Annotated in this window: 23 protein-coding genes; 14 read left to right on the top strand and 9 right to left on the bottom strand. The window is 66.5% G+C overall.

Features of this window, described 5'->3' with window-relative positions:
• Positions 1-75: 75 nt before the first annotated feature.
• Entirely contained in the window at positions 76-2,328 is a 2,253-nt protein-coding gene (locus tag ACNI3Q_RS07725) for an NADP-dependent malic enzyme (RefSeq protein ID WP_426275457.1), read from the bottom strand.
• A gap of 175 nt (positions 2,329-2,503) precedes the next feature.
• Here ACNI3Q_RS07725 and mutS point away from each other — a divergent pair, with 175 nt between their 5' ends.
• Positions 2,504-5,074, top strand: a complete 2,571-nt coding sequence (mutS, locus tag ACNI3Q_RS07720) for a DNA mismatch repair protein MutS (protein ID WP_426275657.1) — start codon at positions 2,504-2,506, stop codon at positions 5,072-5,074.
• Between the two features lie 21 nt (positions 5,075-5,095).
• Here the strand turns inward: mutS and fliA are convergent, their stop codons facing one another.
• The 8 genes from fliA to ACNI3Q_RS07680 form a co-directional block, all read right to left on the bottom strand.
• Positions 5,096-5,836 (bottom strand): RNA polymerase sigma factor FliA, encoded by a 741-nt coding sequence (gene fliA, locus ACNI3Q_RS07715; protein ID WP_426275455.1) that lies wholly within the window; start codon positions 5,834-5,836, stop codon positions 5,096-5,098.
• Positions 5,833-7,914, bottom strand: a complete 2,082-nt coding sequence (gene flhA, locus ACNI3Q_RS07710; RefSeq protein WP_426275453.1) for a flagellar biosynthesis protein FlhA — start codon at positions 7,912-7,914, stop codon at positions 5,833-5,835. Before flhA ends, fliA begins: the two co-directional genes overlap by 4 nt.
• 6 nt (positions 7,915-7,920) lie before the next feature.
• Positions 7,921-8,799: a lytic transglycosylase domain-containing protein gene (locus tag ACNI3Q_RS07705; protein WP_426275451.1), complete on the bottom strand. Its 879-nt coding sequence runs from the start codon at positions 8,797-8,799 to the stop codon at positions 7,921-7,923.
• A gap of 73 nt (positions 8,800-8,872) precedes the next feature.
• Entirely contained in the window at positions 8,873-9,208 is a 336-nt protein-coding gene (locus ACNI3Q_RS07700; protein WP_426275449.1) for a flagellar protein FlgN, read from the bottom strand.
• Positions 9,205-9,492, bottom strand: coding sequence for a flagellar biosynthesis anti-sigma factor FlgM (locus ACNI3Q_RS07695; RefSeq protein ID WP_426275447.1), 288 nt, complete (start codon positions 9,490-9,492; stop codon positions 9,205-9,207). Before ACNI3Q_RS07695 ends, ACNI3Q_RS07700 begins: the two co-directional genes overlap by 4 nt.
• 114 nt (positions 9,493-9,606) lie before the next feature.
• Complete coding sequence (locus ACNI3Q_RS07690; RefSeq protein WP_426275445.1) at positions 9,607-10,155, bottom strand: flagella basal body P-ring formation protein FlgA; 549 nt, start codon at positions 10,153-10,155, stop codon at positions 9,607-9,609.
• 38 nt (positions 10,156-10,193) lie between these two features.
• Entirely contained in the window at positions 10,194-10,745 is a 552-nt protein-coding gene (locus ACNI3Q_RS07685) for a flagellar motor protein MotB (protein WP_426275443.1), read from the bottom strand.
• Positions 10,742-11,425: a motility protein A gene (locus ACNI3Q_RS07680; protein WP_426275441.1), complete on the bottom strand. Its 684-nt coding sequence runs from the start codon at positions 11,423-11,425 to the stop codon at positions 10,742-10,744. Before ACNI3Q_RS07680 ends, ACNI3Q_RS07685 begins: the two co-directional genes overlap by 4 nt.
• 215 nt (positions 11,426-11,640) lie before the next feature.
• On the opposite strand from ACNI3Q_RS07680, the gene flgB reads away from it, so the two are divergent.
• From flgB to ACNI3Q_RS07615, 13 genes are all read left to right on the top strand, one after another.
• Positions 11,641-11,994 (top strand): flagellar basal body rod protein FlgB, encoded by a 354-nt coding sequence (gene flgB, locus ACNI3Q_RS07675; protein WP_426275439.1) that lies wholly within the window; start codon positions 11,641-11,643, stop codon positions 11,992-11,994.
• A 2-nt stretch (positions 11,995-11,996) separates the two neighbouring features.
• Positions 11,997-12,407, top strand: a complete 411-nt coding sequence (gene flgC, locus ACNI3Q_RS07670; protein WP_426275437.1) for a flagellar basal body rod protein FlgC — start codon at positions 11,997-11,999, stop codon at positions 12,405-12,407.
• A 2-nt stretch (positions 12,408-12,409) separates the two neighbouring features.
• Complete coding sequence (locus ACNI3Q_RS07665) at positions 12,410-13,096, top strand: flagellar hook assembly protein FlgD (RefSeq protein ID WP_426275435.1); 687 nt, start codon at positions 12,410-12,412, stop codon at positions 13,094-13,096.
• Positions 13,097-13,125: 29 nt separating this feature from the next.
• Positions 13,126-14,373, top strand: a complete 1,248-nt coding sequence (locus ACNI3Q_RS07660; RefSeq protein ID WP_426275433.1) for a flagellar hook protein FlgE — start codon at positions 13,126-13,128, stop codon at positions 14,371-14,373.
• Positions 14,374-14,399: 26 nt separating this feature from the next.
• Positions 14,400-15,146 carry a flagellar basal-body rod protein FlgF gene (gene flgF / locus ACNI3Q_RS07655; RefSeq protein ID WP_426275431.1) on the top strand — a complete coding sequence of 249 codons (747 nt, stop codon included), beginning with the start codon at positions 14,400-14,402 and terminating at the stop codon, positions 15,144-15,146.
• Positions 15,147-15,157: 11 nt separating this feature from the next.
• Positions 15,158-15,946: a flagellar basal-body rod protein FlgG gene (gene flgG / locus ACNI3Q_RS07650; RefSeq protein WP_426275429.1), complete on the top strand. Its 789-nt coding sequence runs from the start codon at positions 15,158-15,160 to the stop codon at positions 15,944-15,946.
• 7 nt (positions 15,947-15,953) lie between these two features.
• Entirely contained in the window at positions 15,954-16,634 is a 681-nt protein-coding gene (locus tag ACNI3Q_RS07645; RefSeq protein WP_426275427.1) for a flagellar basal body L-ring protein FlgH, read from the top strand.
• 14 nt (positions 16,635-16,648) lie between these two features.
• Positions 16,649-17,740, top strand: a complete 1,092-nt coding sequence (locus tag ACNI3Q_RS07640) for a flagellar basal body P-ring protein FlgI (RefSeq protein WP_426275425.1) — start codon at positions 16,649-16,651, stop codon at positions 17,738-17,740.
• Positions 17,740-18,087, top strand: a complete 348-nt coding sequence (locus ACNI3Q_RS07635) for a rod-binding protein (protein ID WP_426275423.1) — start codon at positions 17,740-17,742, stop codon at positions 18,085-18,087. Before ACNI3Q_RS07640 ends, ACNI3Q_RS07635 begins: the two co-directional genes overlap by 1 nt.
• A 3-nt stretch (positions 18,088-18,090) precedes the next feature.
• On the top strand, positions 18,091-19,422 hold the full coding sequence (gene flgK / locus ACNI3Q_RS07630; protein ID WP_426275421.1) for a flagellar hook-associated protein FlgK: 1,332 nt from the start codon (positions 18,091-18,093) through the stop codon (positions 19,420-19,422).
• A 5-nt stretch (positions 19,423-19,427) separates the two neighbouring features.
• The gene (gene flgL / locus ACNI3Q_RS07625) at positions 19,428-20,321 is read left to right on the top strand and encodes a flagellar hook-associated protein FlgL (RefSeq protein ID WP_426275419.1); all 894 of its coding nucleotides are present in this window, start codon (positions 19,428-19,430) and stop codon (positions 20,319-20,321) included.
• Positions 20,322-20,430: 109 nt separating this feature from the next.
• Entirely contained in the window at positions 20,431-21,294 is an 864-nt protein-coding gene (gene motA / locus ACNI3Q_RS07620; RefSeq protein WP_260021156.1) for a flagellar motor stator protein MotA, read from the top strand.
• Positions 21,295-21,355: 61 nt separating this feature from the next.
• On the top strand, positions 21,356-22,267 hold the full coding sequence (locus ACNI3Q_RS07615; protein ID WP_260021155.1) for a flagellar motor protein MotB: 912 nt from the start codon (positions 21,356-21,358) through the stop codon (positions 22,265-22,267).
• Positions 22,268-22,275: the final 8 nt, after the last annotated feature.

Below are 22,275 nucleotides of genomic sequence, written 5' to 3'. Positions count from 1 at the left end.
ACGCAACCCGGCAGGACGAATTGCGTGGAATTGCGCGGAGCGTGTTGCTGCATTGCAACACGCTCCGCAAGCAGCTCACTGGACGATGCCGCCCGCCGCCAGCACGGCCAGCGTCACCAGATCGCTGGCAGTCGAACTCATCGGGGCGATCTGCACCGGCTTTTCCATGCCGACCAGCATCGGGCCGATCGTGGCGTCGCCGCCCAGTTCGCGCAGCAGCTTGGCGGAAATATTCGCCGATTGCAGGCCGGGCATGATCAGCACATTGGCCGGGCCGGACAGCCGGGCAAACGGATAATTGGCCAGCTGTTTGGGGTTCAGCGCCACGTCCGGCGGCATTTCGCCTTCATATTCAAAGCCCGGATTCTGTTCGTCGAGCAGCTTCACCGCGCCCCGCAGATTGTCGATCCAGCGGCCCTCCGGGTTGCCGAACGTCGAATAGGAAACGAACGCCACGCGCGGCTCCACGCCCATCCGGCGCGCCACCGCTGCGGTGCCCTCGGCAATCTGGGCCAGTTCCTCGGCGGTCGGCCGCTCGTTCACCGTCGTGTCGGCGATGAACACCGTATGCGACTGGCCCACCAGCACATGGATGCCGAACGGGATCCGGCCGGGCGACGGGTCGATGACGCGGCGGACCTGACGCATGGTTTCGGCCCAGGTCCGGGTGGTGCCGGTGATCATCACATCACCCTCGCCCATCTGCAGCAGCAGCGCGCCAAAGATGTTGCGATCGCGATTGACCAGCCGTTCGATATCGCGGCGCAGATAGCCGCGCCGCTGCAACCGGGCGTACAGGAACTCGACCATGCGCGGCACCAGCGGCGAATGGGCGCTGTTGTGCAGTTCGAAATCATCGGGATTGGCGCCCAGCGCCTTCAGCCGGTCGAGCGTCGAATCGCGGCCAACCAGCACCGGCGTGCCATAGCCGCCTTCCTTGAAGGCGATGGCCGCGCGCAGCACTACCTCTTCCTCGCCCTCGGCAAAGACGACGCGCTTGGGCTTGGCCCTCGCACCTTCATAGGCAAGGCTGAGCACCGATGTCGTGGGATTGAGCCGCGCCTTCAGCGACTGGCGATATGCGGCCATGTCGAGAATGGGCTTGGTGGCAACCCCCGAATCCATCGCCGCTTTGGCGACGGCGGCGGGCACCACCTCCATCAGCCGCGGATCGAACGGCGCGGGGATGATGTATTCGGGACCAAAGCTGTGCTGGACGCCATAGGCCAGCGCCACTTCCTCCGGCACCTGTTCGCGCGCCAGCTCTGCGATGGCATTGGCCGCCGCAATCTTCATTTCATCGTTGATGCCAGTCGCCCGCACATCCAGCGCGCCGCGGAAGATGAAGGGAAAGCCGAGGACGTTGTTGACCTGGTTCGGATAATCCGACCGGCCCGTCGCCACAATCGCATCGGGCCGCGCCGCCTTGGCCAGCTCCGGGCGGATTTCCGGCTCCGGATTGGCCATGGCAAAGATGATCGGTGCAGGCGCCATGTCCTTGACCATCTCCGGCTTCAGCGCGCCGGCCGCCGACAGGCCCAGGAACACGTCCGCCCCCGACAATGCGTCGGTCAGCGTCTTGCGGTCGGTGATTGCCGCGTGCGCCGACTGCCACTGGTTCACATCTTCCCGGTCGACGGTGATGACGCCGGTGCGGTCGCACATCAGCACGTTTTCATGCCGGACGCCCATCGCCTTCATCAGTTCGGTGCACGCAATGGCGGCCGCGCCCGCGCCGTTCACGACCACCTTGATGTCGGCAAAGCTGCGCCCGGTCAGCAGACAGGCGTTGATCAGGCCCGCGGCCGTGATGATCGCGGTGCCGTGCTGATCGTCATGGAACACCGGAATGTTCATGCGCTCGCGCAGCGTCTGCTCGATGATGAAGCATTCCGGCGCCTTGATATCCTCAAGGTTGATGCCGCCGAATGTCGGCTCCATCAGTTCGACCGCATCGATGAAGCGGTTCACATCCTCGGTCTTCAGCTCGATGTCGATCGAATCGACATCGGCAAAGCGTTTGAACAGGACCGCCTTGCCCTCCATCACCGGCTTTGATGCCAGCGCGCCCAGATTGCCCAGGCCCAGGATCGCCGTGCCGTTGGAAATCACCGCGACCAGATTGCCCTTGGCCGTGTAATCATAGGCAGTGGCCGGATCCTCGGCGATCGCCTTTACCGGCACCGCGACGCCCGGCGAATAGGCCAGTGCCAGGTCGCGCTGCGTCGTCAGCGGCTTGGACGCGACGATCTCGATCTTGCCGGGGCGGCCCTCGGCATGAAAGCGCAGGGCCTCGCGGTCGGAAAACTGGTTGGTCTCGTCGGTCATCGACATCCTCTGGGTACGGCTTTGCCATGGTCCTTAACCGGGCAATTCCGCCACGTCACCCGCCATTCCATCCCGCAAGTGCGAAATTGTTAGCGATATCATCGCTGACACCGCTTGCCTGCCCCCCGCCACCGGCTATTCGAACCGGATGGCCGACGCCCCAGCCCCCACCCCGATGATGGCGCAATATCTGGCGCTGAAGGCAGAGGCGGCGGATTGCCTGCTGTTTTACCGCATGGGCGATTTTTTCGAACTGTTCTTCGACGATGCCAGGGTGGCGGCCGCGTGCCTCGACATCGCATTGACGGCGCGGGGCGAGCATCAGGGCGAAAAAATACCGATGTGCGGCGTGCCGGTCCATTCGGCGACGGCCTATCTGCAGCGACTGATCAAGGCGGGGCACCGCGTCGCGATTGCCGAACAGACCGAAACGCCGGAACAGGCGAAGAAACGCGGCGGCAGCAAGGCGCTGGTCGGCCGCGCCATCGTGCGGGTGGTGACGGCAGGCACGCTGACCGAGGAAGCGTTGCTGGATGCCCGCGCAGCAAACTGGTGCGCCGCGGTGGGGGAGGCGGCGGGCGGCACCGCCATCGCCGCCGCCGACATCTCGACCGGACGGTTCGAGATCATCGAGACATCGGCCGAGGGCGTTGGCGCGGCCATTGCCCGCCTGTCCCCGGCAGAGCTGATCGCGGCCGAGGGTTCGGCCGTGGATGCTGCCGCCACGACACTGCGCGCGCGGACCGATTTCGACAGTAGCCGGGGCGAGGCGCGGCTGAAATCCCTGTTCGGCGTGGCGACGCTGGATGGCTTTGGCCAGTTCAGCCGGGCGGCGCTGGCGGCGGCGGGTGGCCTCATCGCCTATTTCGACCACACGGCAAAGGGGTCACTGCCTTTCCTTCGTCCGCCCCGTATTCAGTCGAGCGAGGCGACGATGGCGATCGACGCTGCCACGCGCGAAAGCCTTGAGCTGACCGTCAGCCAGTCCGGCACGCGGCGGGGCAGCCTGCTCGACGCTGTCGACCGCACCGTCACCGGGGCGGGCGCGCGACTGCTGACCGCCGACATTGCTGCCCCCCTGATGGACCGGGCGGCCATCGCCGAACGGCTCGATCTGGTTCAGCATTTCCATGACGATGCCGGACGGCGCGATCAGCTTCGCTCGGCCCTGCGCGCCATGCCCGATATCGGCCGCGCCATCGGCCGGATCGCAGCCGGCCGCGGCAGCCCGCGCGATCTGGGCCAACTTCGCGACGGGCTGGACGGCGCATGGCGGCTGGCCGAGCGCTTGGAACGCGCGGGCGGGCCGCCGCTGCTTGCCGCGCTGCTGCCCGATATGCGCGGCCATGGCGCGCTGATCGACCTGCTCCGGCGCGCCTTGGTGTCCGAACCGCCCATCGACGCTGCTCAGGGCGGGTATATTGCCGAGGGGTTCGACGCTGCGATCGACGATCTGCGCCGCACCGGCGCTGGCGGGCGTCAGGCGATTGCCGGGCTGGAGGTGGATTACCGCGCCCGCACGGGCATCGCCGCGCTCAAGGTTCGGCACAACAATGTCCTTGGCTATCATATCGAGGTGCCGGCCCGCCACGCCGATGCGCTGATGGCGCCGGACAGCGGCTTTATTCATCGACAGACCATGGCGGGTGCGGTCCGGTTCAACGCCGCCGACCTGCACGATGTCGCGATGAAGGTGGCTCAGGCCAGCAGCCATGCCTTGGCCGCCGAGGCCGCGCATCTTGAGGACCTGACCGAACAGGCGCTGTCCAGCCGGGAAGCGATCGCCCGCACCGCCGACGCCGTCGCCCGGCTGGACGTGGCCGCCGCCCTTGCCGAGCGCGCGGCAGAGGGCGGCTGGGCCCGCCCCGACATTGCCGACCATCCCTGTTTCGAGGTGACGGGCGGCCGTCATCCCGTCGTGGAAACCGCGTTGGCACGGTCCGGTGAGCGGTTCGTCGCCAATGACTGCGGCCTGTCACCCGACAACCGGCTGTGGCTGGTGACCGGCCCCAACATGGGCGGAAAATCGACGTTCCTGCGTCAGAACGCGCTGATCGCGGTGCTGGCTCAGGCCGGCAGCTATGTGCCCGCGGCAACGGCCCGGCTCGGGCTGGTCGACCGGCTGTTCAGCCGGGTTGGCGCGTCCGACAATCTGGCACGCGGCCGATCGACCTTCATGGTCGAAATGGTCGAAACCGCCGCAATTCTGGCGCAGGCGACACCGCACAGCTTCGTCATCCTGGACGAGGTGGGGCGCGGCACCAGCACCTATGACGGCCTTGCCATCGCCTGGGCGGTGGTGGAGGCGGTGCATGACGACAATCGCTGCCGCTGCCTGTTCGCCACCCATTATCACGAGCTGACCCGGCTGGCGGAACGCTGCCCGGCCCTGTCGCTCCACCATGTCCGCGCGCGCCAATGGAAGGGCGATCTGGTCCTTCTGCACGAAGTGGCAGAGGGGCCGGCGGATCGCAGCTATGGCCTGGCTGTCGCGCGGCTCGCCGGTCTGCCGCCTGCAACCCTTGCCCGCGCAAAGGCCGTGCTGGCGCGGCTGGAGGCGGGGCGCGAAAAGACGGGCGGCATTGCCGCTGGCCTTGACGACCTGCCCCTGTTCGCCGCGATGGCAGATGCGGAGCCGGAGGCTGCGGACCCGCTGCGCGAGGCACTGACGGCGCTGGATGTGGATGCGCTCAGCCCGCGCGATGCGCTGGACCAGCTTTACCGGCTAAAGGGGCTGCTGGACTGACCGGATCACCGACCGGTCAATTCACCCCAGCCGCCGCATCAACCCCTTGCGCAGCCGTTCATGCGCGCTTTTTTTGATCTGGCAGATGCGCGCCGAACCGACGCCCAGCACCTCGCCAATCTCCTCAAGGTTCAGTTCCTCGACATAGTACAGCTGAATGACCAGCGCCTCGCGCTCGGGCAATTCGGCGATCGTCGCGGCCAGCGCCTCGCGCTGATCCCCCTCGGCCAGCGACTCGAACGGATCGGGCGCGTCGGACATGAACCAGGGCGCTTCGTCGTCGTACAGCTCATCGATCGAATCGAACCGCAACGCCTCTGCCCCGGCATAGTCCGTGCGCAGCTTGTCCAGCGTCACGCCCAGCCGTGCGGCAACCTCCGCATCGCGCGGCGGCCGGCCCAGATCAGTGGTCAGCATCGCGATCGTCTCCCGATATTCGCGTTTCCGGCGCATCGCGCCGCGCGTCATGGTCGCGTTCCGGCGCAGCGCATCGATCATGCTGCCGCGTACCCGCGTCGTCAGATATTGCTCGAACGTCGCGGTACCCCGCTCCTCGAACTGGTCGGCCGCCTCGATCAGCGCAACCAGCCCGAACTGGATCAGGTCCTCCACCTCGATCAGCGTGCTCATCGCGCCGTGCACGTGCCACGCGACGCGGCGCACCAGCGGCAGATATTTGCGGGCCAGCGCATCCTTGTCCCGTGCCTGTGCGGCGGCGGGGGAATAGGTCAGCGGCCGTTCGGGGAAAAAGGGCGCGTTCATGCGGGCAATGCCTCCGGCGCACCGATCACGGCCACCACCTCGACGGGCTTGTCCTCGGGCACCTCGAAAAAGCTCATGACCGGCGTGTCGGGCAGCACCGTCCTGACCAGCTTTCGGATCGCCAGGCGGATGCCCGGCTGAACCACCAGCGCGAACGGCTTGGCATCGGCGACCAGCGGCTGGGCGGCGCGCTGCAGCGCATCGGCGATGCGGCGGCCCAGTTCGGGATCGATGGCGTGGCGGCGGCTCATGTCGCCGCGCACGGCCTGGCTCAGCAGCGCCTCCAGCTGCCCTTCCAGCGTCATCACGCGCAGCGGCTCGCGCACGCCGCACAGCTTCTGGATGATCAGCGGGCCAAGATCGGGCCGGATCAGCTCGATGATCTCCTCCGCATCGATGCTGCGCTGGGCAGCGACGGCGATGGCGGCGGCGATACGGCGGAATTCCTTCAGCGGAATATTCTCGGCCAGAAGCCCCTTCAGCACTTGGGTCAGCGTGGTCAGCGGCAGCGGATTGGGGCTGAGCGATCCGACCAGCGCAGCGTGGCGCTCCTTCAGCTCGTCCAGCAGCGACTGCACCTCGTCCGGGCCAAGCAGGTCGGCGGCGTGCTGGATCAGCAACTGGTTCAGATGGGTGGCAATCACCGTCGCCGGATCGACCACCAGATAGCCCTGACCTGTCGCCGCATCGGCATCGCCCGCGCGGATCCAGACCGCGTCCAGGCCAAAGGTCGGGTCCTTGACCCGCTTGCCCTGCACCGCACCGATCGCCTGACCGGTGTCCAGCGCCAGCATCTCGTCGGGCGACACGCTGTCCTCACCGACGATGACGCCGCCGATCAGCACGCGATAGGCATAGGGGGCAAGGTTGATGTCGTCGCGCACCCGCACTTGCGGCACCACGAAACCCAGTTCCTTGGACAGCTGGCGGCGCACGCCGGTGATGCGGCCCATGACGGGGCCACCGCGCCGCTCGTCGGCTAGCGGCACCAGGCCATAACCGATATCCACCTGAATCATCAGCGTGTCGGCAACCTCATCCCATCCGATACGCGACAGGTCGGGCGGCGGCGCGACCGGCTCGGGCGGCGGCGGACGACGCTCTGCCTGACGCAGGCGATAGGCGGCAAATCCGGCAGCAGCAGCAGCGGGCAGGATGATCAGCGTCGGCATTCCGGGCAGCACGCCCAGCAGCGCCAGGATCGCGGCAACCGGGGTCCAGGTGCGCGACGATCCGAACTGGCCGCCAATCTGTCCGGCCAGATCCTGGCTGGACGTCACGCGGGTCACGATGGCGGCGGCGGCGATCGACAGCAGCAGCGCCGGCACCTGCGCCACCAGCGCGTCGCCGATGGCCAGCATGATATAGGTGCGGGCCGCATCGCCGATGCTCAGCTGGTGGCTGACCACGCCCAGGATCAGGCCGCCGATGATGTTGACCGCCAGGATCAGCAGGCCCGCAACGGCATCGCCCTTCACGAACTTGGACGAACCGTCCATCGCGCCATAGAAATCGGCCTCGGTCGCCACCTCGACCCGCTTGGCCCGCGCCTCGTCGGCGGTGATCAGGCCAGCGTTCAGATCGGCGTCGATCGCCATCTGCTTGCCGGGCAGGGCGTCCAGGGTAAAGCGTGCCGACACTTCCGACACGCGGCCCGCGCCCTTGGTCACGACGACCATGTTGATGATCATCAGGATCGCAAAGACCAGCAGACCGACGACATAATCGCCGCCAATCAGGAACGTGCCAAAAGCCTCGATCACATGACCGGCCGCGGCCTCGCCCTCATGACCGTGCACCAGCACGACGCGGGTCGATGCGACGTTAAGGCCCAGGCGAAACAGCGTGGCGAACAGCAGCACCGACGGAAAGGCGGAAAAATCCAGCGGCTTCTGCGCATTCAGCGCAACCATCAGCACCGCCAGGCTGATGGCGATGTTCAGGATGAAGAACACGTCCAGCAGGAAGGCCGGGATCGGCACCACCATCAACAGGACGAGCAGCAGGATCGCCAGCGGCAGCGCGCTGTTGCGGACGATCGGCATGAAATTGCGGTGCGTGGCCAGGGCTGCGAACATCGTGGATCAGGCCCCCAGATTGGCGAGCATCAGATAGGCGAGCCGCGCCGTTTCCGGCGTCGGGCGATAGGCGGCGGTGCGGATGGGATCGCCCATCGCGCCCGGCGTCTGCTGGCCGCGAATGACGTTCAGATTGGCCAGCGTCGTTTCCACCCAGGCGCGGTCATTCCCCTCCGCCTCGTTGCCCAGCAGCACCTCGACACCCGGGTCCAGATTCTGGAACGGGCTGGCCGGCTGCGGGCCGGTCGATCCGGCGGCCATCGCGCCCTTGTCCAGCTTGGCGGCAAAACGCTGATAGATGTCGGACAGGCTGCGCGGCTGTCCGCCGGCGGTGTAGAAAATCGAACGGTTGGCGCGTGCGGCGGCGGGAAACATTGCCGCGCCGCTGCGGTCGGGATTGGCCTCCATCGCGCTCAGGAACTGACGCGCGCCGCCCAGGCCCAGGAAATGCGCCATGTACAGGTCCGTGCCGCCGGCCTCGCGTCCCAGCGTCTGTTCCAGCGCGGCCTTGTTGTCCGATGCGTGCTCCGCCGCCATCAGCGATGCGACCTGGGGATCGTTGCGCAGGTTCAGGATCGCGCGGCGGACGCCGGGGTCACTGACGATATAGCGGCCGTTGGCCGTCTGGCCGATGGCACCGGCGGCCCAGCCAAGGCCGTGCTCGCCGCCATGCCGCTTCACCACGCCCAGCCAGCTCTGTTCGATGAATTGATAAAGGCCGGTCGCGCTCGACGTGCCGGCGCGGGCATCCGCGCGCAGGCCGCTTTCGACCTGCGCCTGGCCAAGCAGATAATGGAAATCCATGCCGGTGCGCTGGCTTGCCTGCGCAATGGCGGAATGGACACTGGATCGCGATGCGACTGGATTGACTAGATTGGTCGGCATCAGTCCTGGCTCGATTGCTCCGTTACGGAAGCATCACAGCAAGGAGTGTGCCAAAATGACCCGATGGGTCGGATCAGGCCCCGTAAGCGGCGGTAACCCGGCCAGCCGCGCCTGCCGGGCGCAGGGCGGCACCCGTGGCACCGGCAAGATCCTGCAGGCGGCGGCGAACATTTGCCGCCATCAGGTTGACGTAAATGCGCGCCGTCTCGTTCAGCTTGTGCGCTTCCTCGGCCAGCGCGCGCAGCTCGGCATCAGGGGCAGCGCCATTGTCATTGGCGACCACGATTTCCAGCGCGCCCAGCTTGGCCTGGGTCGCAGCCTCCAGCGCGGCGACGTCATTCGCCTTCAGCGCGTCGATTTCGGCGTGCAGGCACTCGATCACCTGGCACAGGGCGTCCTTGCGGGTCATCGGACGTCAAGCCAGTCCAGCCGCAGCGCAATCAGCTGATCGGCGATGGTATAGGGCAGGATTGGAAAGTCGCCGCGCTCGATCGCGCGCTTGACCTCCGCAACCCGCTCGGCGCGAACTTCCGGCTTTTCCGCTGCCTGACGGGCCAGCGTCCGCACGCCCGGCTGGGCCGTGCGCGCCGCAGTGTCTGCGGTCTGCTCCGGCGTCCGGGCAGGCCGCACGGCCGCCACCGGCCCGGCGCGATCGCCGGTCTGGATGGGCTTGATGCCGATCGGGTCCACCATGTCCACGCTCCGAATAAGCTGCTGACACAATGGGAAACGACCGAAGCGAAAAAGGCTTTAGGGTTTTGTTCATCGCTGAAGACATTTTTTCTGCCACGCCGATTTACGGGGCCGTCAGCGGATCCAGCCCGGCAGGGTGGCGACGCCCGGTTCGACCGCCACAGCCTGAATCGGCGGCTTCTTGTCGTCCACGCGGATCAGCACGCGCCCGCCTGCAGCGGCATCGCCCATCGCCACGCCGTCGCGGCTGATGGCAAAGCCGGATGACATCGCCTGGACCCGCACGGCATCGCCGCGCTTGATCACCGGTTCGGCCTTTGGCTCCGGCGCTGGCCGCCCGGCCATGCCGGCGGGTGTCGCGGCCACGGGCTGCTGCACCGGCTGCGACCGGTTGACCGGCACGAAAATGCGCCAGGCCGGCGCCATACAGCGCACCACCACTGTGTCGCGCGCGGGCGTGAACCATTCAAGCTGGGGCAACTGGCACGATGCCAGCCGCAGCCGGGGATCGACGGCGGTGCGTGCACCCCCTTCCTGTCCGACGGGCACGCCGGTGAACTGCGCCACCGCCGTATCCAGGATCTGGGTCGACTGGACATCGCCGGGGCCGGCCAGCGCGGGCAGCGACAGGCTTAGGCACAGCGGCAAAAGGATCATCCGCATGGATCGTCTCCTGCTTGGAACATGAACTGAAGGGGTTGTCATCGGGCGGCTCCTGCCGTCGTGCCGGCAAAGCCGATGGTCACGATCACCTGCGCCTCGCGCGCGGGCTGGCCGTCATGGGCGGCGATGCGCAGCTGTTCGGGGCGCACGGCGCGCGCGGCGACCAGCGCCTGTGCGACGGCCAGCGCCCGTGCCTGTGCCAGCACCGCGATGCTTCCGGTATCGGGATCGACATCCTCGCCGCCCGTCGCACCGCCGCTCAGGGTCAGGGTGACGCGCGGATCGGCGGCGGCGGCCCTTGCCCAATCGGCAATGGCCATGCCCGCATCGGGAATGCCATCGTCGCCCGCGACGAACCCGCGCACCCGCGCCGTTTCCAGCGGCATGGGCGCGGGGCGCACGGGCGCCGTCCCCTCTGTCTCGACACCGAACGCCGCCCGCATCCCCGCAGCCAGCCGGGTCCGGTCCTGCCCCTCTGTTGCCATGACCAGCACGAAAAAGCCGAGCAGCAGCAGCGACAGATCGGCCAGCGTCGTCAGCCAGACCGGCCGGGCGTCCGGCATTTCGAACGGATCGGCGGCGGCAATCATGCGGTCCGGTCCTGTACCGGGCGCAAACGCGGCTGCTCGCGCGCGGCCAGCTCGTTCAGCGGCTGCACCAGCCGGGTCCGCTCCATCCATTCCGCCCGCGCCAGCGCGCGCAGGCGCGAGGCGACCGGCAGTGCAATCAATGTCGCAATCAAGGCTCCGTACAGGGTCGTCAGCAGCGCAATCGCCATCGCCGCACCGATCGCGCGCGGATCGCTCATCGTCGTGAACATGCGGACGAGGCCGATCAACGTGCCGATCATGCCCATGGCGGGCGCGATATCGGCCATGCTTGCCCAAACGGCGATCGCTGCCTGATGCCGCTCGGCCCGTGCGGTTCGCCGCTCGTCCAGCAGCTGCGCGACCCGGTCCGGCGCCCCGCGATCGACGATCACGGCAATCGCCGCGCGCACATCAGGATCATCGATCACGGACTGATCCAGCTGCATCACGCCATGCCGCTTCGCGATCCGCGACAGCGCATCGATCTGCATCAACAGCGCATCGGCACCGAACCGCCGCCGCGGCGCAAGCGTCAGCGCAGCGATCGCCCTGCCGAGGTCGCCCAGCGGATGGCGCAGCGCCAGCGCGATCGCCGTGCCGCCGCCAACAATGGCGATGGACGGCCAATCGACGAACGGCGCCATCAGCGCAGCGGTCTGGGAAAGGTCGGTTCCGATCATGCGCGATGATAATGCAAGGGGCGGGCCAATCCGCTGCGCCCGGCAAAGCTGCGGCGCGGGCAGCGGCGGCGGCGCGGGGCGGGCGGCAACCGTCTGCCGCAACCGGCAAGATCTTGCCGCCCGGATTGCCGCTTTGCCCCCTGCATACCCGTTTCGGCAAATTGGCACGGCCATTGCTTAGTGAACCGGCGAACGACTTTTCGTGGAGACCGCTTATGGCTCAGGATCGGCTTTTCGGCGTGCATGGCGCGGCACTGGCGGTGCGCGCTCAGCGCATGCACGTGCTGGCGTCCAACATCGCCAATTCCTCGACGCCGGGCTACAAGGCGAAGGACATTGATTTCCGCGCGGCGCTGGCTGCGGTGGAACAGCCGGGCACCAACAGCCAGGCCGCGATCAACGGCGCGACGCTGTACCGCGTGCCGCTTCAGCCGTCGCTGGATGGCAACACCGTCGACCTGCCGCTGGAACAGACCGCCTTTGCCGAGAACGCCGTCGCCTATCAGACGACGCTGGCGTTCCTCAACGGCCGCATCGACACGATCAAGCGCGCGCTGAAGGGTGAATGACCATGGCTGACGCTCCGCTCAATATCTTTCAAGTGTCCGGCCGGGCGATGTCCGCCCAGATGGTGCGGATGAACACCACGGCGTCGAACCTGGCCAATGCCGGGTCGATCGCGAATTCGCAGGCCGCTGCCTATCGCACGATGAAACCGGTGTTCCGCACCCATTTCGATCAGGCGACCGGGATGGCCACGGTCGATGTCCAGCGCGTCGTCACGGCGGGTGAGGAACCGACCAAGCGGTACGATCCGGGCAATCCCCTGGCCGACAAGGACGGCAATGTCTGGGAAAGCGCGGTGCAGGAATCCCGGGAACTGGTGGATATGCTGGAGGCAGCCCGTTCCTATCAGAACAATGTGGAGGTGATGCAGACGGCCAAGTCGCTGATCACCGAAACGCTCCGGCTGGGACGCTGATCATGGCAAGCGCATTCGATACGACACTTGACGGGCTGGGCATCAAGCGCAGCGACACCAGCAGCGCGGCGATGGCGAACGCCACCGGCAAATCGTCGCTTGGGCAGCAGGATTTCCTGTCGCTGATGACGGCGCAGCTGCGCAACCAGGATCCGTTCGAACCGGTCGACAACACCCAGATGGTTGCGCAGATGGCGCAATTCTCGTCGCTGGCCGGTCAGCAGGAAATGAACTCGACGCTCAAGGCGATCGCCGACAAGCTGGGCGCGACCAGCCCGGCAGAGGCGCTGTCCTGGGTCGGCCGCACCGTCCTCACCGAAGGCAGCACCGCCTATGCCCGCGACATCGGCGGGATCGAGGCCGGGATCGAGCTGGACAAGGATGCCACCGGCGTCACCGTCACCATCGGGGATGCCGACGGCAACCCCGTTCGCACCATCGAAATGGGCAAACAGGCCGCCGGCACCGTCATGTTCGACTGGGACGGCACGCTGGCCAATGGCGAGCCTGCCGGCACCGGCCCCTATACGCTCAGCGTCGAGGCGCGCGGCGCGAACGGCGCCGTGCCTGCCCGTGCGCTCGTCTGGGCGCCCGTCACTTCCGTTTCGCTGCCGGCAACCGGCGGCCCCGTCCTCAACCTGCCCGGCATCGGTCAGGTGTCCGCATCCGCCGTCCGCCGGATCGGCTGACCCCTCTTTACGTACAGGAGCATCGTTTCATGTCCTTCTACACCTCGCTCTCCGGCCTCAAGGCAGCCCAGACCGACATGTCGACCATCTCGCACAACCTGGCGAACGTGGTCACCAACGGCTTCAAGAAGAGCCGCGCGGAATTTGCCGACGTGATGGCGTCCAACCTGTCGCAATCGCCCAACATGGCGATCGGATCGGGCACGGTCACGCGCGCCATCCAGCAGCAGTTCAATCAGGGCAACATGACCCAGACCGGATCGTCGCTGGATATCGCCATTGCCGGCGACGGCTTTTTCGCGGTCAAGCCCGACCTGTCGGGTCAGCGGGTGAACTTCACCCGCAATGGCGGCTTCATGGTCGATGCCCAGCGGTTCGTCGTCGATGCGCAGGGCGGGCACCTTCAGGTATTCCCGGTCGATGGATCGGGCACGGTGGTCGCCACCGGGATCGATCAGGCGGTCAGCCTGCGTCTGCCGGAAACCAGCGGCACGCCGGTTCCGACCAGCGCGGTGACGCTCGGCGTCACGCTGAACAGCGGTTCGGCCATCCCGTCGGGGGCGTTCGATCGGTTCGATCCGGCGACCTATAACCAGACGACGCAGACGACCATCTATGACGCGGGCGGCAGCCCGATGACCCTGTCGTCCTATTTCGTGAAGACCAGCCCGACGACGTGGGATGTGCGCAATTTCGTCGGCGATGCCGGGCTTGGCACCGCCGCAGGCACGCCGTCGCCGGTCGAACTGACCTTCGATGCGTCGGGCGCGCTCGTCTCGCCGACCGGTGCGACCACTTTTGCGCCCTTCTCGCCCGCGTCGGCCCCCGGCGATCAGACGATCAGCCTTCAGTTCGCCAGCGCCACGAACCAGGGCGTCCGTCCGTTCAGCGTCAGCGAGCGGAGCCAGGACGGCGTTGCGGTCGGCCAGCTGGAAGGCGTGACCGTCGATCCCGACGGCTTTGTAAAGGCAAGCTTTTCCAACGGCGAAAGCACGATCCTGGGCAAGGTGATGCTGGCGAATTTCGCCAACCCCACTGGCCTGCGTCAGATCGGCAACAGCTACTGGACGGCATCCGGCCTGTCGGGCGAACCGATTGTCGGCGAACCCAATGGGGATGGCTTCGGTTCGCTGATGAGCGGCATGATCGAAGGGTCGAACGTCGACATCACCGAGGAACTGGTCGGACTGATCGCCGCGCAGCGCGCGTTCCAGGCGAATGCCAAGGCGCTCGATACCGCCAGCCAGATCTCTCAGACCATCTTCAACATCAACTGATAGCCGGCACCAGGGGGGCATAGGCGATGGACCGTTTGATCTACACTGCACTGTCCGGGCTGAAGAGCCGGATGGCCGCGCAGGCGACGATCGCCAACAACATCGCCAATGCCAACACCACCGGCTATCGCGCGGACCGGGTGTCGTTCGAACAGGCCATGCTGAAGGGCGGCGGCCAGTTCGAATCGCGCCGGCCCGCGGCAGAGGAAGTGACCGATATCGACCGCAAGGCCGGGGCGATCATCTCCACCGGCCGCGACCTCGATGTCGCCATCGCCACCGACAGCTGGATCGCGGTCCAGGCCGGCGATGGGACGGAAGGCTATACCCGCCGGGGCGACCTGCACATTTCCGACACGGGGATGCTGGAAACGGGCGATGGCCATCCGGTGCTGGGCGAAACCGGCCCGATCACGGTGCCCCCGCACGAACGCATCGCAATCGCCGATGACGGGTCGATCTCGATCGTCCCGCTGGGTGCAGAACCGGGCGCGGTGCCGCAGGAAATCGGCAAGATCAAACTGGTCAGCGATGCCGGATCGAAAACGGTCAAGGGGCTGGACGGCCTGATGCGCGTCGAGCGCGGCGGCGTGCTGCCCACCGACCTCAAGGGCCGGGTGATGAGCAGGTCGCTCGAACAGTCCAACGTCAACCTGACCCAGGCACTGGTCGACATGATCGAAAACCAGCGCGCCTACGAGGTGCAGGCCAATCTCGTCAAAGAAGCGAAGGAAATGGACGAGAAGTCCGCCTCGCTGATGCGAATCCAGTAAGGAGCAAGACCATGGGCAACGCCGCAATGCACATCGCCCGCACGGGCCTGGACGCCCAGGACATGCGGATGCGCGTGATTTCGAACAACCTGGCCAACGTCAACACGACCGGGTTCAAGCGCGACCGCGCCGCGTTCGAGACGCTGGCCTATCAGGTGGTGACGGCGGCCGGTTCGGCCAGCACGCAGCAGACGCAATATGCCACCGGCCTCAACCTCGGCACCGGCGTCCGCATCCAGGGGACGGCACGCATCGACACGCAAGGGTCGCTGGCCACCACCGGCAATTCGCTGGACATGGCGCTGGACGGTCAGGGCTATTTCCAGATCCAGATGCCGGACGGCACCTTTGCCTATACCCGCGCCGGCAATTTCGCCCGCTCGCCCCAGGGGCTGCTGGTGACAAGCGAGGGGTATCAGCTGATGCCCGGCATCACCGTTCCGGAAGGCGCGACGTCGATCACCATCGGCGGCGACGGCACCGTGTCGGCCCAGATCGCGGGCCAGACGGAATCCAGCCAGCTTGGCCAGGTTCTGGTCGCCGGCTTTCCCAACCCCGCCGGTCTGCAGGCCAGCGGCGACAATTACCTCATCGAAACCGCCGCCTCCGGCCCTGCCAATATCGGCATCCCGGGCGAGCTTGGCCGCGGCACCATCCGGCAGGGGATGCTGGAAGGATCCAACGTCAATGTCGTCGAGGAACTCGTCAACATGATCGAAACGCAGCGCGCCTATGAGGTCAATTCCAAGATGATCTCGGCCACCGACGAGATGCTGCAATATGTCAACCAGACGATCTGAGGGCGTGATGCGCACACTCATCCTGATGCTGGCCATCGCCGGCACCGCCCTGCCCAACGGCGCACAGGCCGGCATCTTTGGCAAGAAGAAGCCCAAAGAGGATTTCACCGCCGCCATGCCGGCGCCGGTGCCACCCCCGCCGCCGCCCGTCGCCAATGGCAGCATCTTTCAACCCGAGAACGGCTATGCCGCGCTGCACGAAGGTGCGCGTGCGGCCCAGGTCGGCGATCCCGTCACCATCGTGCTGGTCGAACGCACCACTGCGACCAAGTCGTCCGGATCGCAGCTCGACAGCAATGGCAGCACGTCGCTGATCCCGCCATCGACGGGCGCGCTGGCGCTGTTCAGCCAGTCCGACGCCACCGTCGGCGGCCGCCGCGCGTTCAAGGGCGAAGGGTCGGCGGAACAGTCGAACGCGCTGTCCGGCGAATTCAGCGTCACGGTGACGGCGGTCTATCCGAACGGCACCATGCTGGTTCAGGGCGAAAAGCGCGTCACGCTCAACCGCGGGGACGAGTTCGTCCAGATCAAGGGGCTGATCCGCCGGGCGGATGTGGATGCGAACAACCGCGTCCCGTCCACCCGCGTCGCCGATGCCCGCATCGCCTATACCGGCAAGGGCGATATCGCCCGCGCCAGCCGTCAGGGGTGGCTCAGCCGCTTCTTCCAGGTCATCAGCCCTTTCTGACGCGGAGCACGATCATGCGCTTCTTCCTGCTGCTCATCGCCCTGCTCGGACTGGCGGCGCCCGCTTATGCGGAACGGGTCAAGGACCTTGGCCAGTTCCAAGGCATCCGGTCCAACCAGCTGACCGGTTACGGCATCGTTGTCGGCCTGCCCGGCACGGGCGACGACAATCTGGAATACACGATCCAGTCGGTGAAATCCGCGACCTCGCGGCTGGGGCTTCAGCTGCCGGCCGGGATCAATCCAGGCCTGAAGAACGCCGCCGTCGTGATGATCACCGCCGACCTGCCCGCCTTTGCCAAGCCCGGCCAGCGGATCGACGTGACCGTCGCCTCGATGGGCAAGGCGAAAAGCCTGCGCGGCGGCAGCCTGATCCTGACCCCGCTGATCGGTGCCGATGGCCAGATCTATGCGATGGCCCAGGGGACGCTGACCGTGTCCGGTCTGGGGGCAGAGGGCGCGGACGGATCGTCCGTCGTCGTCAACATCCCTTCGTCGGGTCGTATTCCGGAGGGCGCAACGGTCGAACGCACCGTGTCCACCGGCTTTGCCGACACGCCCGCGCTCACCTACAATCTATCGCGGGCCGATTTCACGACGGCCCAGCGCGTTGCCGACGTCATCAACATGCGCTTTGGTGCGGGGCGGGCGACGGCGCTCGATGCCGTGTCTGTGTCGGTCAGCGCACCGCCCGGTGCCGACATCCGCGCGATGCTGATTTCGGAAATCGAAAACCTGCCCGTCGAACCGGCAGAGGCGCCCGCGCGCGTCATCATCAATGCCCGCACCGGCACCGTGGTCATCAACTCCGCCGTGCGCGTGTCGCCGGTCGCGGTCAGCCATGGCAACATGACCGTGCGCGTCGATGAATCCCCCCGCGTCAGCCAGCCCGCCCCGCTCAGCCGCGGCCAGACCGCGATCGAGGAACAGAGCTCGGTCGGCATCAGCGAGGATCTGCGCCCGATGTTCCTGTTCGAGGCGGGGCCGAAACTGGCCGATATCGTCAAGGCGGTGAACGCCATCGGCGCATCGCCGGGGGATCTGGTCGCGATCCTTCAGGCGTTGAAGGAAGCGGGCGCGCTCAAGGCCGATCTGGTGATCCTGTGATGAACCCGCTTTCCGCCCCCGCCCCTGCGGCGTCCAGCGCCGGCGTGTCGATCGACACCAGCCGACTGTCCAGCCGCGACAACCTGAACAAGGCCGGACAGCAGTTCGAATCGCTGTTCGTCGGCATGATGCTGGCCTCGATGCGCAAGGCGAACCTCGCCAAGCCGCTGTTCGACAGCCAGGCCATGACCCAGTTCCGCGACATGCAGGATCAGCAACTGGCCAAGACCATGGCGGCGTCCACGCCGCTGGGCATCGGCCGGGCGATGACCGATTTTCTGTCGCGCAGCCAGCCGACGCTGGCCGAGCCTCCGGGCGCGGCCATGGCGCCGGATGCAAAGGAATAAGCCATGAGCAGCGACCTGCTTTCCATCGGTGCCAGCGGCGTCCGCGCCTATCAGACGGCGCTGGGCACCACGTCGGAAAACATCGCCAACACCGACACCGCCGGCTATGTCCGCCGTACCGCCAACATGACCGAAATAGGCGCGGCGCAGGGCATTGGCGGGTATGGCGTCGTGTCGGACGGCATCCGGCGGATGGGCGACATCTTTCGCGACGCCGATGTGCGGGTTGCCACGGCCGATCTGGCGCGCAGCGAAGCAGGAATCGTGTGGCTTGAGCGGCTGGACGTCGCGCTGGCCGGGCCTCAGCTGGCGGAACGGATGGGCCAGTTCTTCAATGCGGGCGCCCAGGCGGCGGCCGACCCCAGCGCCACCGCCCCGCGCATCGTCATGCTGGAACACGCGATCAGCATTGCACAGGCGTTCTCGACCAGCGCCGACACGCTGGAGCGGATGACGGCCGAGGTGGATGTCGCCGGTCAGGGCGCCGCAAGCGACCTTGAATCCCATTCCCGCGCACTGGCTCAGGTGAATGCCGCGATCGGCCGGACCCAGCCGGGCAGCAGCGGCCAGGCCCAGCTCCTCGACGAACGCGACCGGCTGATCGACGCCATGTCCGCCTATGTCGATCTCAACGTCACCACCGACGATGTCGGGCGCGCGACGCTCAGGGTCGGCGGCCCTGGCGGTCCGGTGCTGATCACCGGCGACCGGGTGTCGTCCATCGCCTATAATCGCAGCAACACCGGCGCGGCACAGTTCATCGTGTCCAGCGCCGGGGTCACCTCCGTCCTTCCGGCGACCGGCGGCAGGCTGGCCGGGATCGTGGAGGGCGCGGGCCGCATCGCCGACGCGCAGATCGAACTGCGCATCATGGCCAACGAATTTGCCGATGGCATCAACACGCTGCAGGCGCAGGGCCGCGACCTTGACGGCAATGCCGGGCAGCCGCTGTTCATCACCGATCCCGCCGATCCGTCGCGCATGACGGTCGGCCTCACCGATCCGCGCGGCATCGCCGCATCCGGCGTCGGCGGCGGCCCGCGCGACAACGCCACTTTGCTGGCGCTGGACGAGTTTCGCCGCACCGCTGCGTTCGAGGATCGCGCCGCCAGCATGATCGCGGGCAACGGCGCGGCGCTTCAGGCGCGCAAGTCGGTTGCAGAGGCGCAGGCATCGATCAAGGATCAGGCGGTCAGCAGCCGGTCCAACGCCGTCGGCGTCGACCTTGACCGCGAGGCCGTCGACCTCATCCGTTTCCAGCAAGCCTATCAGGCGTCGAGCCGCGTCATCCAGGTGGCGCGCGAGACGATTGATAGCATCCTCCAGATCCGGTAAGCGCCATGTCCATCGCCACCGCCAGCTTTTACGATCGCTCCACCTCGCTGATGCTGCGGATGAGCAGCCGCGCCGAAACGTTGCAGACGCAGATTGCGACGGGCAAGAAGCTGCTGACCGCGGCGGACGATCCCGGCGGGTATCAGCGGCTGGCCATGCTGAAGCGCGAATCGGTCGCGGCGGAAACGACCACGGCCAATCTGGCGCTGGCACAGGGCCTGCTGGCGCAGAGCGACAGCCTGCTCGGCAGCGTGGACGACCGGCTGCAGCGGGTCAGCGAACTGACCGTGCGGGCGCGCAGCGGCATCCTGTCCCAGGGGGACCGGGAAGCCGTGGCAACCGAACTCGATACGATCCGCGACGAATTGCTCAGTCTGGCCAATAGCCGCGATTCGCGCGGCGCCCCGATTTTCGGCGGTAGCTCGACCGGCGATGCCTTTACCCAGGCGGCGGACGGCACGGTCAGCTATACCGGTGACGGCGCGCCGGTGCCCATTCCGATCGGTGAAGGGCGCAGCGTGATCGCCAGCGAGAATGGCGAACATATCTTCATGCCCGCGGGCGGGACCGATATCTTTGCGACGCTGGCGGCGGTGTCCGCATCGATCCGGTCGGGCGATGCCGCTGGGACGGCCGGCCATAATGACGATATTCTGGCCGCGCTCGATCACGTCGCGGCTGCCCGCGCGTCGGTGGGCGCCCGCGAAATGCGGGTCGAACTGGAAACCCAGCGCCGCAAGACCGAGGAAACCGACCGCGAAATCGCCATGTCCTCGATCGAGGATGTCGATGTGACCAAGGCGGTGACCGAGCTTCAGAAGACGCTGACGATCCTTCAGGCGACGCAGTCCAGCTTTACCCGGCTGTCGCAGTTGACCCTGTTCGACCAACTGCGATGATCGCCGGATCGCCTCGGTAACCATTTTTTTCCGCCTTGCTGGCAAAAAGGGTCAAATCGCCCCCCTTCCGATGTGAAGGGCCAGTCAAAACCGGGAGTGCCGCTGTTCCATGTTTCCGCTGATCGGTCTTGTCGTGCTGATCGCCATGGTGTTCGGCGGCTTCGCCATCACCGGCGGTGCGCTTGGGCCTGTGCTGCACGCACTGCCCCACGAAATGCTGATCATCGGCGGCGCGGCGGTCGGCGCGCTGATCATCGGCAATTCGATGAAGGAGCTGAAGGCGCTGGGCGGCGGCGTCGTCAAGGTGCTCAAGGGGCCGAAATACAAGAAACAGGATTATCTCGACACGATCTTCCTGGTGTCCAAGCTGATGAAGCTGTTGCGCACCGAAGGGCCGATCGCGCTGGAACCGCATGTCGAGGATCCGAAATCATCCGCGATCTTTTCCGAATATCCCCGCCTGCTCGCCGATCACACGCTGATCAACCTGATCGCGGACACGCTGCGCCTGGTCGTCGTGTCGTCGGGCACGCTGGATGTCCATGCGGTCGAAGAAGTGATGGATAACGCCATCAAGACCCATCATCACGAGGTTCAGGGGCCGCAGACGACGCTGCAGGGTCTGGCCGACGCGCTGCCCGCGCTGGGCATCGTCGCGGCCGTGCTGGGCGTGGTGAAGACGATGGGCTCGATCGACAAGCCGCCGAGCATCCTGGGCGCGATGATCGGTTCGGCGCTGGTCGGCACCTTTCTGGGCGTGCTGCTCGCCTATGGCATTGTCGGCCCGCTGGCGACCCGCCTGCAACAGGTGATCGACGCCGATGCCGCCATCTATCATGTCGTGAAACAGATCATCATCGCATCGCTGCACGGCCATCCCCAGCCGCTGGTGATCGAGGCCGCGCGCAGCGGCATCGCGCATCACAACCAGCCCGGTTTCGGCGAAGTATTCGACGGACTGCGGGGCCGCTGATGATGCTGTTTGATCGGCTTGCGCCGATAAGCGGCACCGGCGCGTCAAAGGGCGCTCTGTAATGCCCTCTTCCCGCGCACCGCACGGCAACAATCAGCCGCCAAAGATCGTTATCGTCAAAAAGATCATCGCCGATGGTCATGGCGGGCATCATGGCGGCGCGTGGAAGGTCGCCTATGCCGATTTCGTGACGGCGATGATGGCGTTCTTCCTGCTGATGTGGCTGCTGGGCGCGACGAACGAGAAGCAGCGCAAGGCGTTGGCCGACTATTTCTCGCCCACGCTGATCCAGAAAAAACAGAACAGCGCCGGTTCCGACGGCCTGCTTGGCGGCAGTTCGCTGAACGAGCCGGACAATTATCCCAACCGTGCGGGCCAGACCGGCACCCGGTCGATGACCATTCCCGTCGACGCATCCGGCGGACGTCAGGTCGGTTCAGGCGAAAAGGGCACGCTCAAGGACAAGCGCGCGCTGGCGGCGGAGGACGAAAAGAATTTCCGCCGGATGAAATCGCGGGTCGAGGCACAGATCCAGTCGAACCAGAAGCTCGCCAAGCTGGGCAAGCATGTCCGCTTCGTGAAGACGCGCGACGGGATGCGCATCGACCTGATCGACGATGCCGATTATTCGATGTTCGACCTGGGCACCACGGCCTTTGCCGGGGATGCCAATCAGTTGATCGGGCTGGTCGCCGCATCGATCGCGCCGCTCGACAACCCGATCATGATCCGCGGCCATACCGACAGCCTGCCGTTCGGCGACCCGCGCGCCATGAACAACTGGATGCTCTCATCCGGCCGGGCAGAGGCGACGCGCCGCCGCCTGCTGGCCGGGGGGGTCAAGGAAGCATCCTTCGAACGGATCGAGGGCGTGGCCGACCGCGAACCGCTGATCGTCAAGAACCCGTCCGATCCCCGCAACCGCCGGGTCGCGATCACCCTGCTCTATCGCCGCGGAGCGTTCGGCGAATAACCGTTCGT

Source organism: Sphingomonas eleionomae, assembly GCF_049889035.1.
In the GTDB taxonomy this organism is placed as follows: Bacteria; Pseudomonadota; Alphaproteobacteria; order Sphingomonadales; family Sphingomonadaceae; genus Sphingomonas.
Note: the sequence above shows the minus strand (reverse complement) of the source record. Positions and strands in the feature narration are given on the sequence as shown.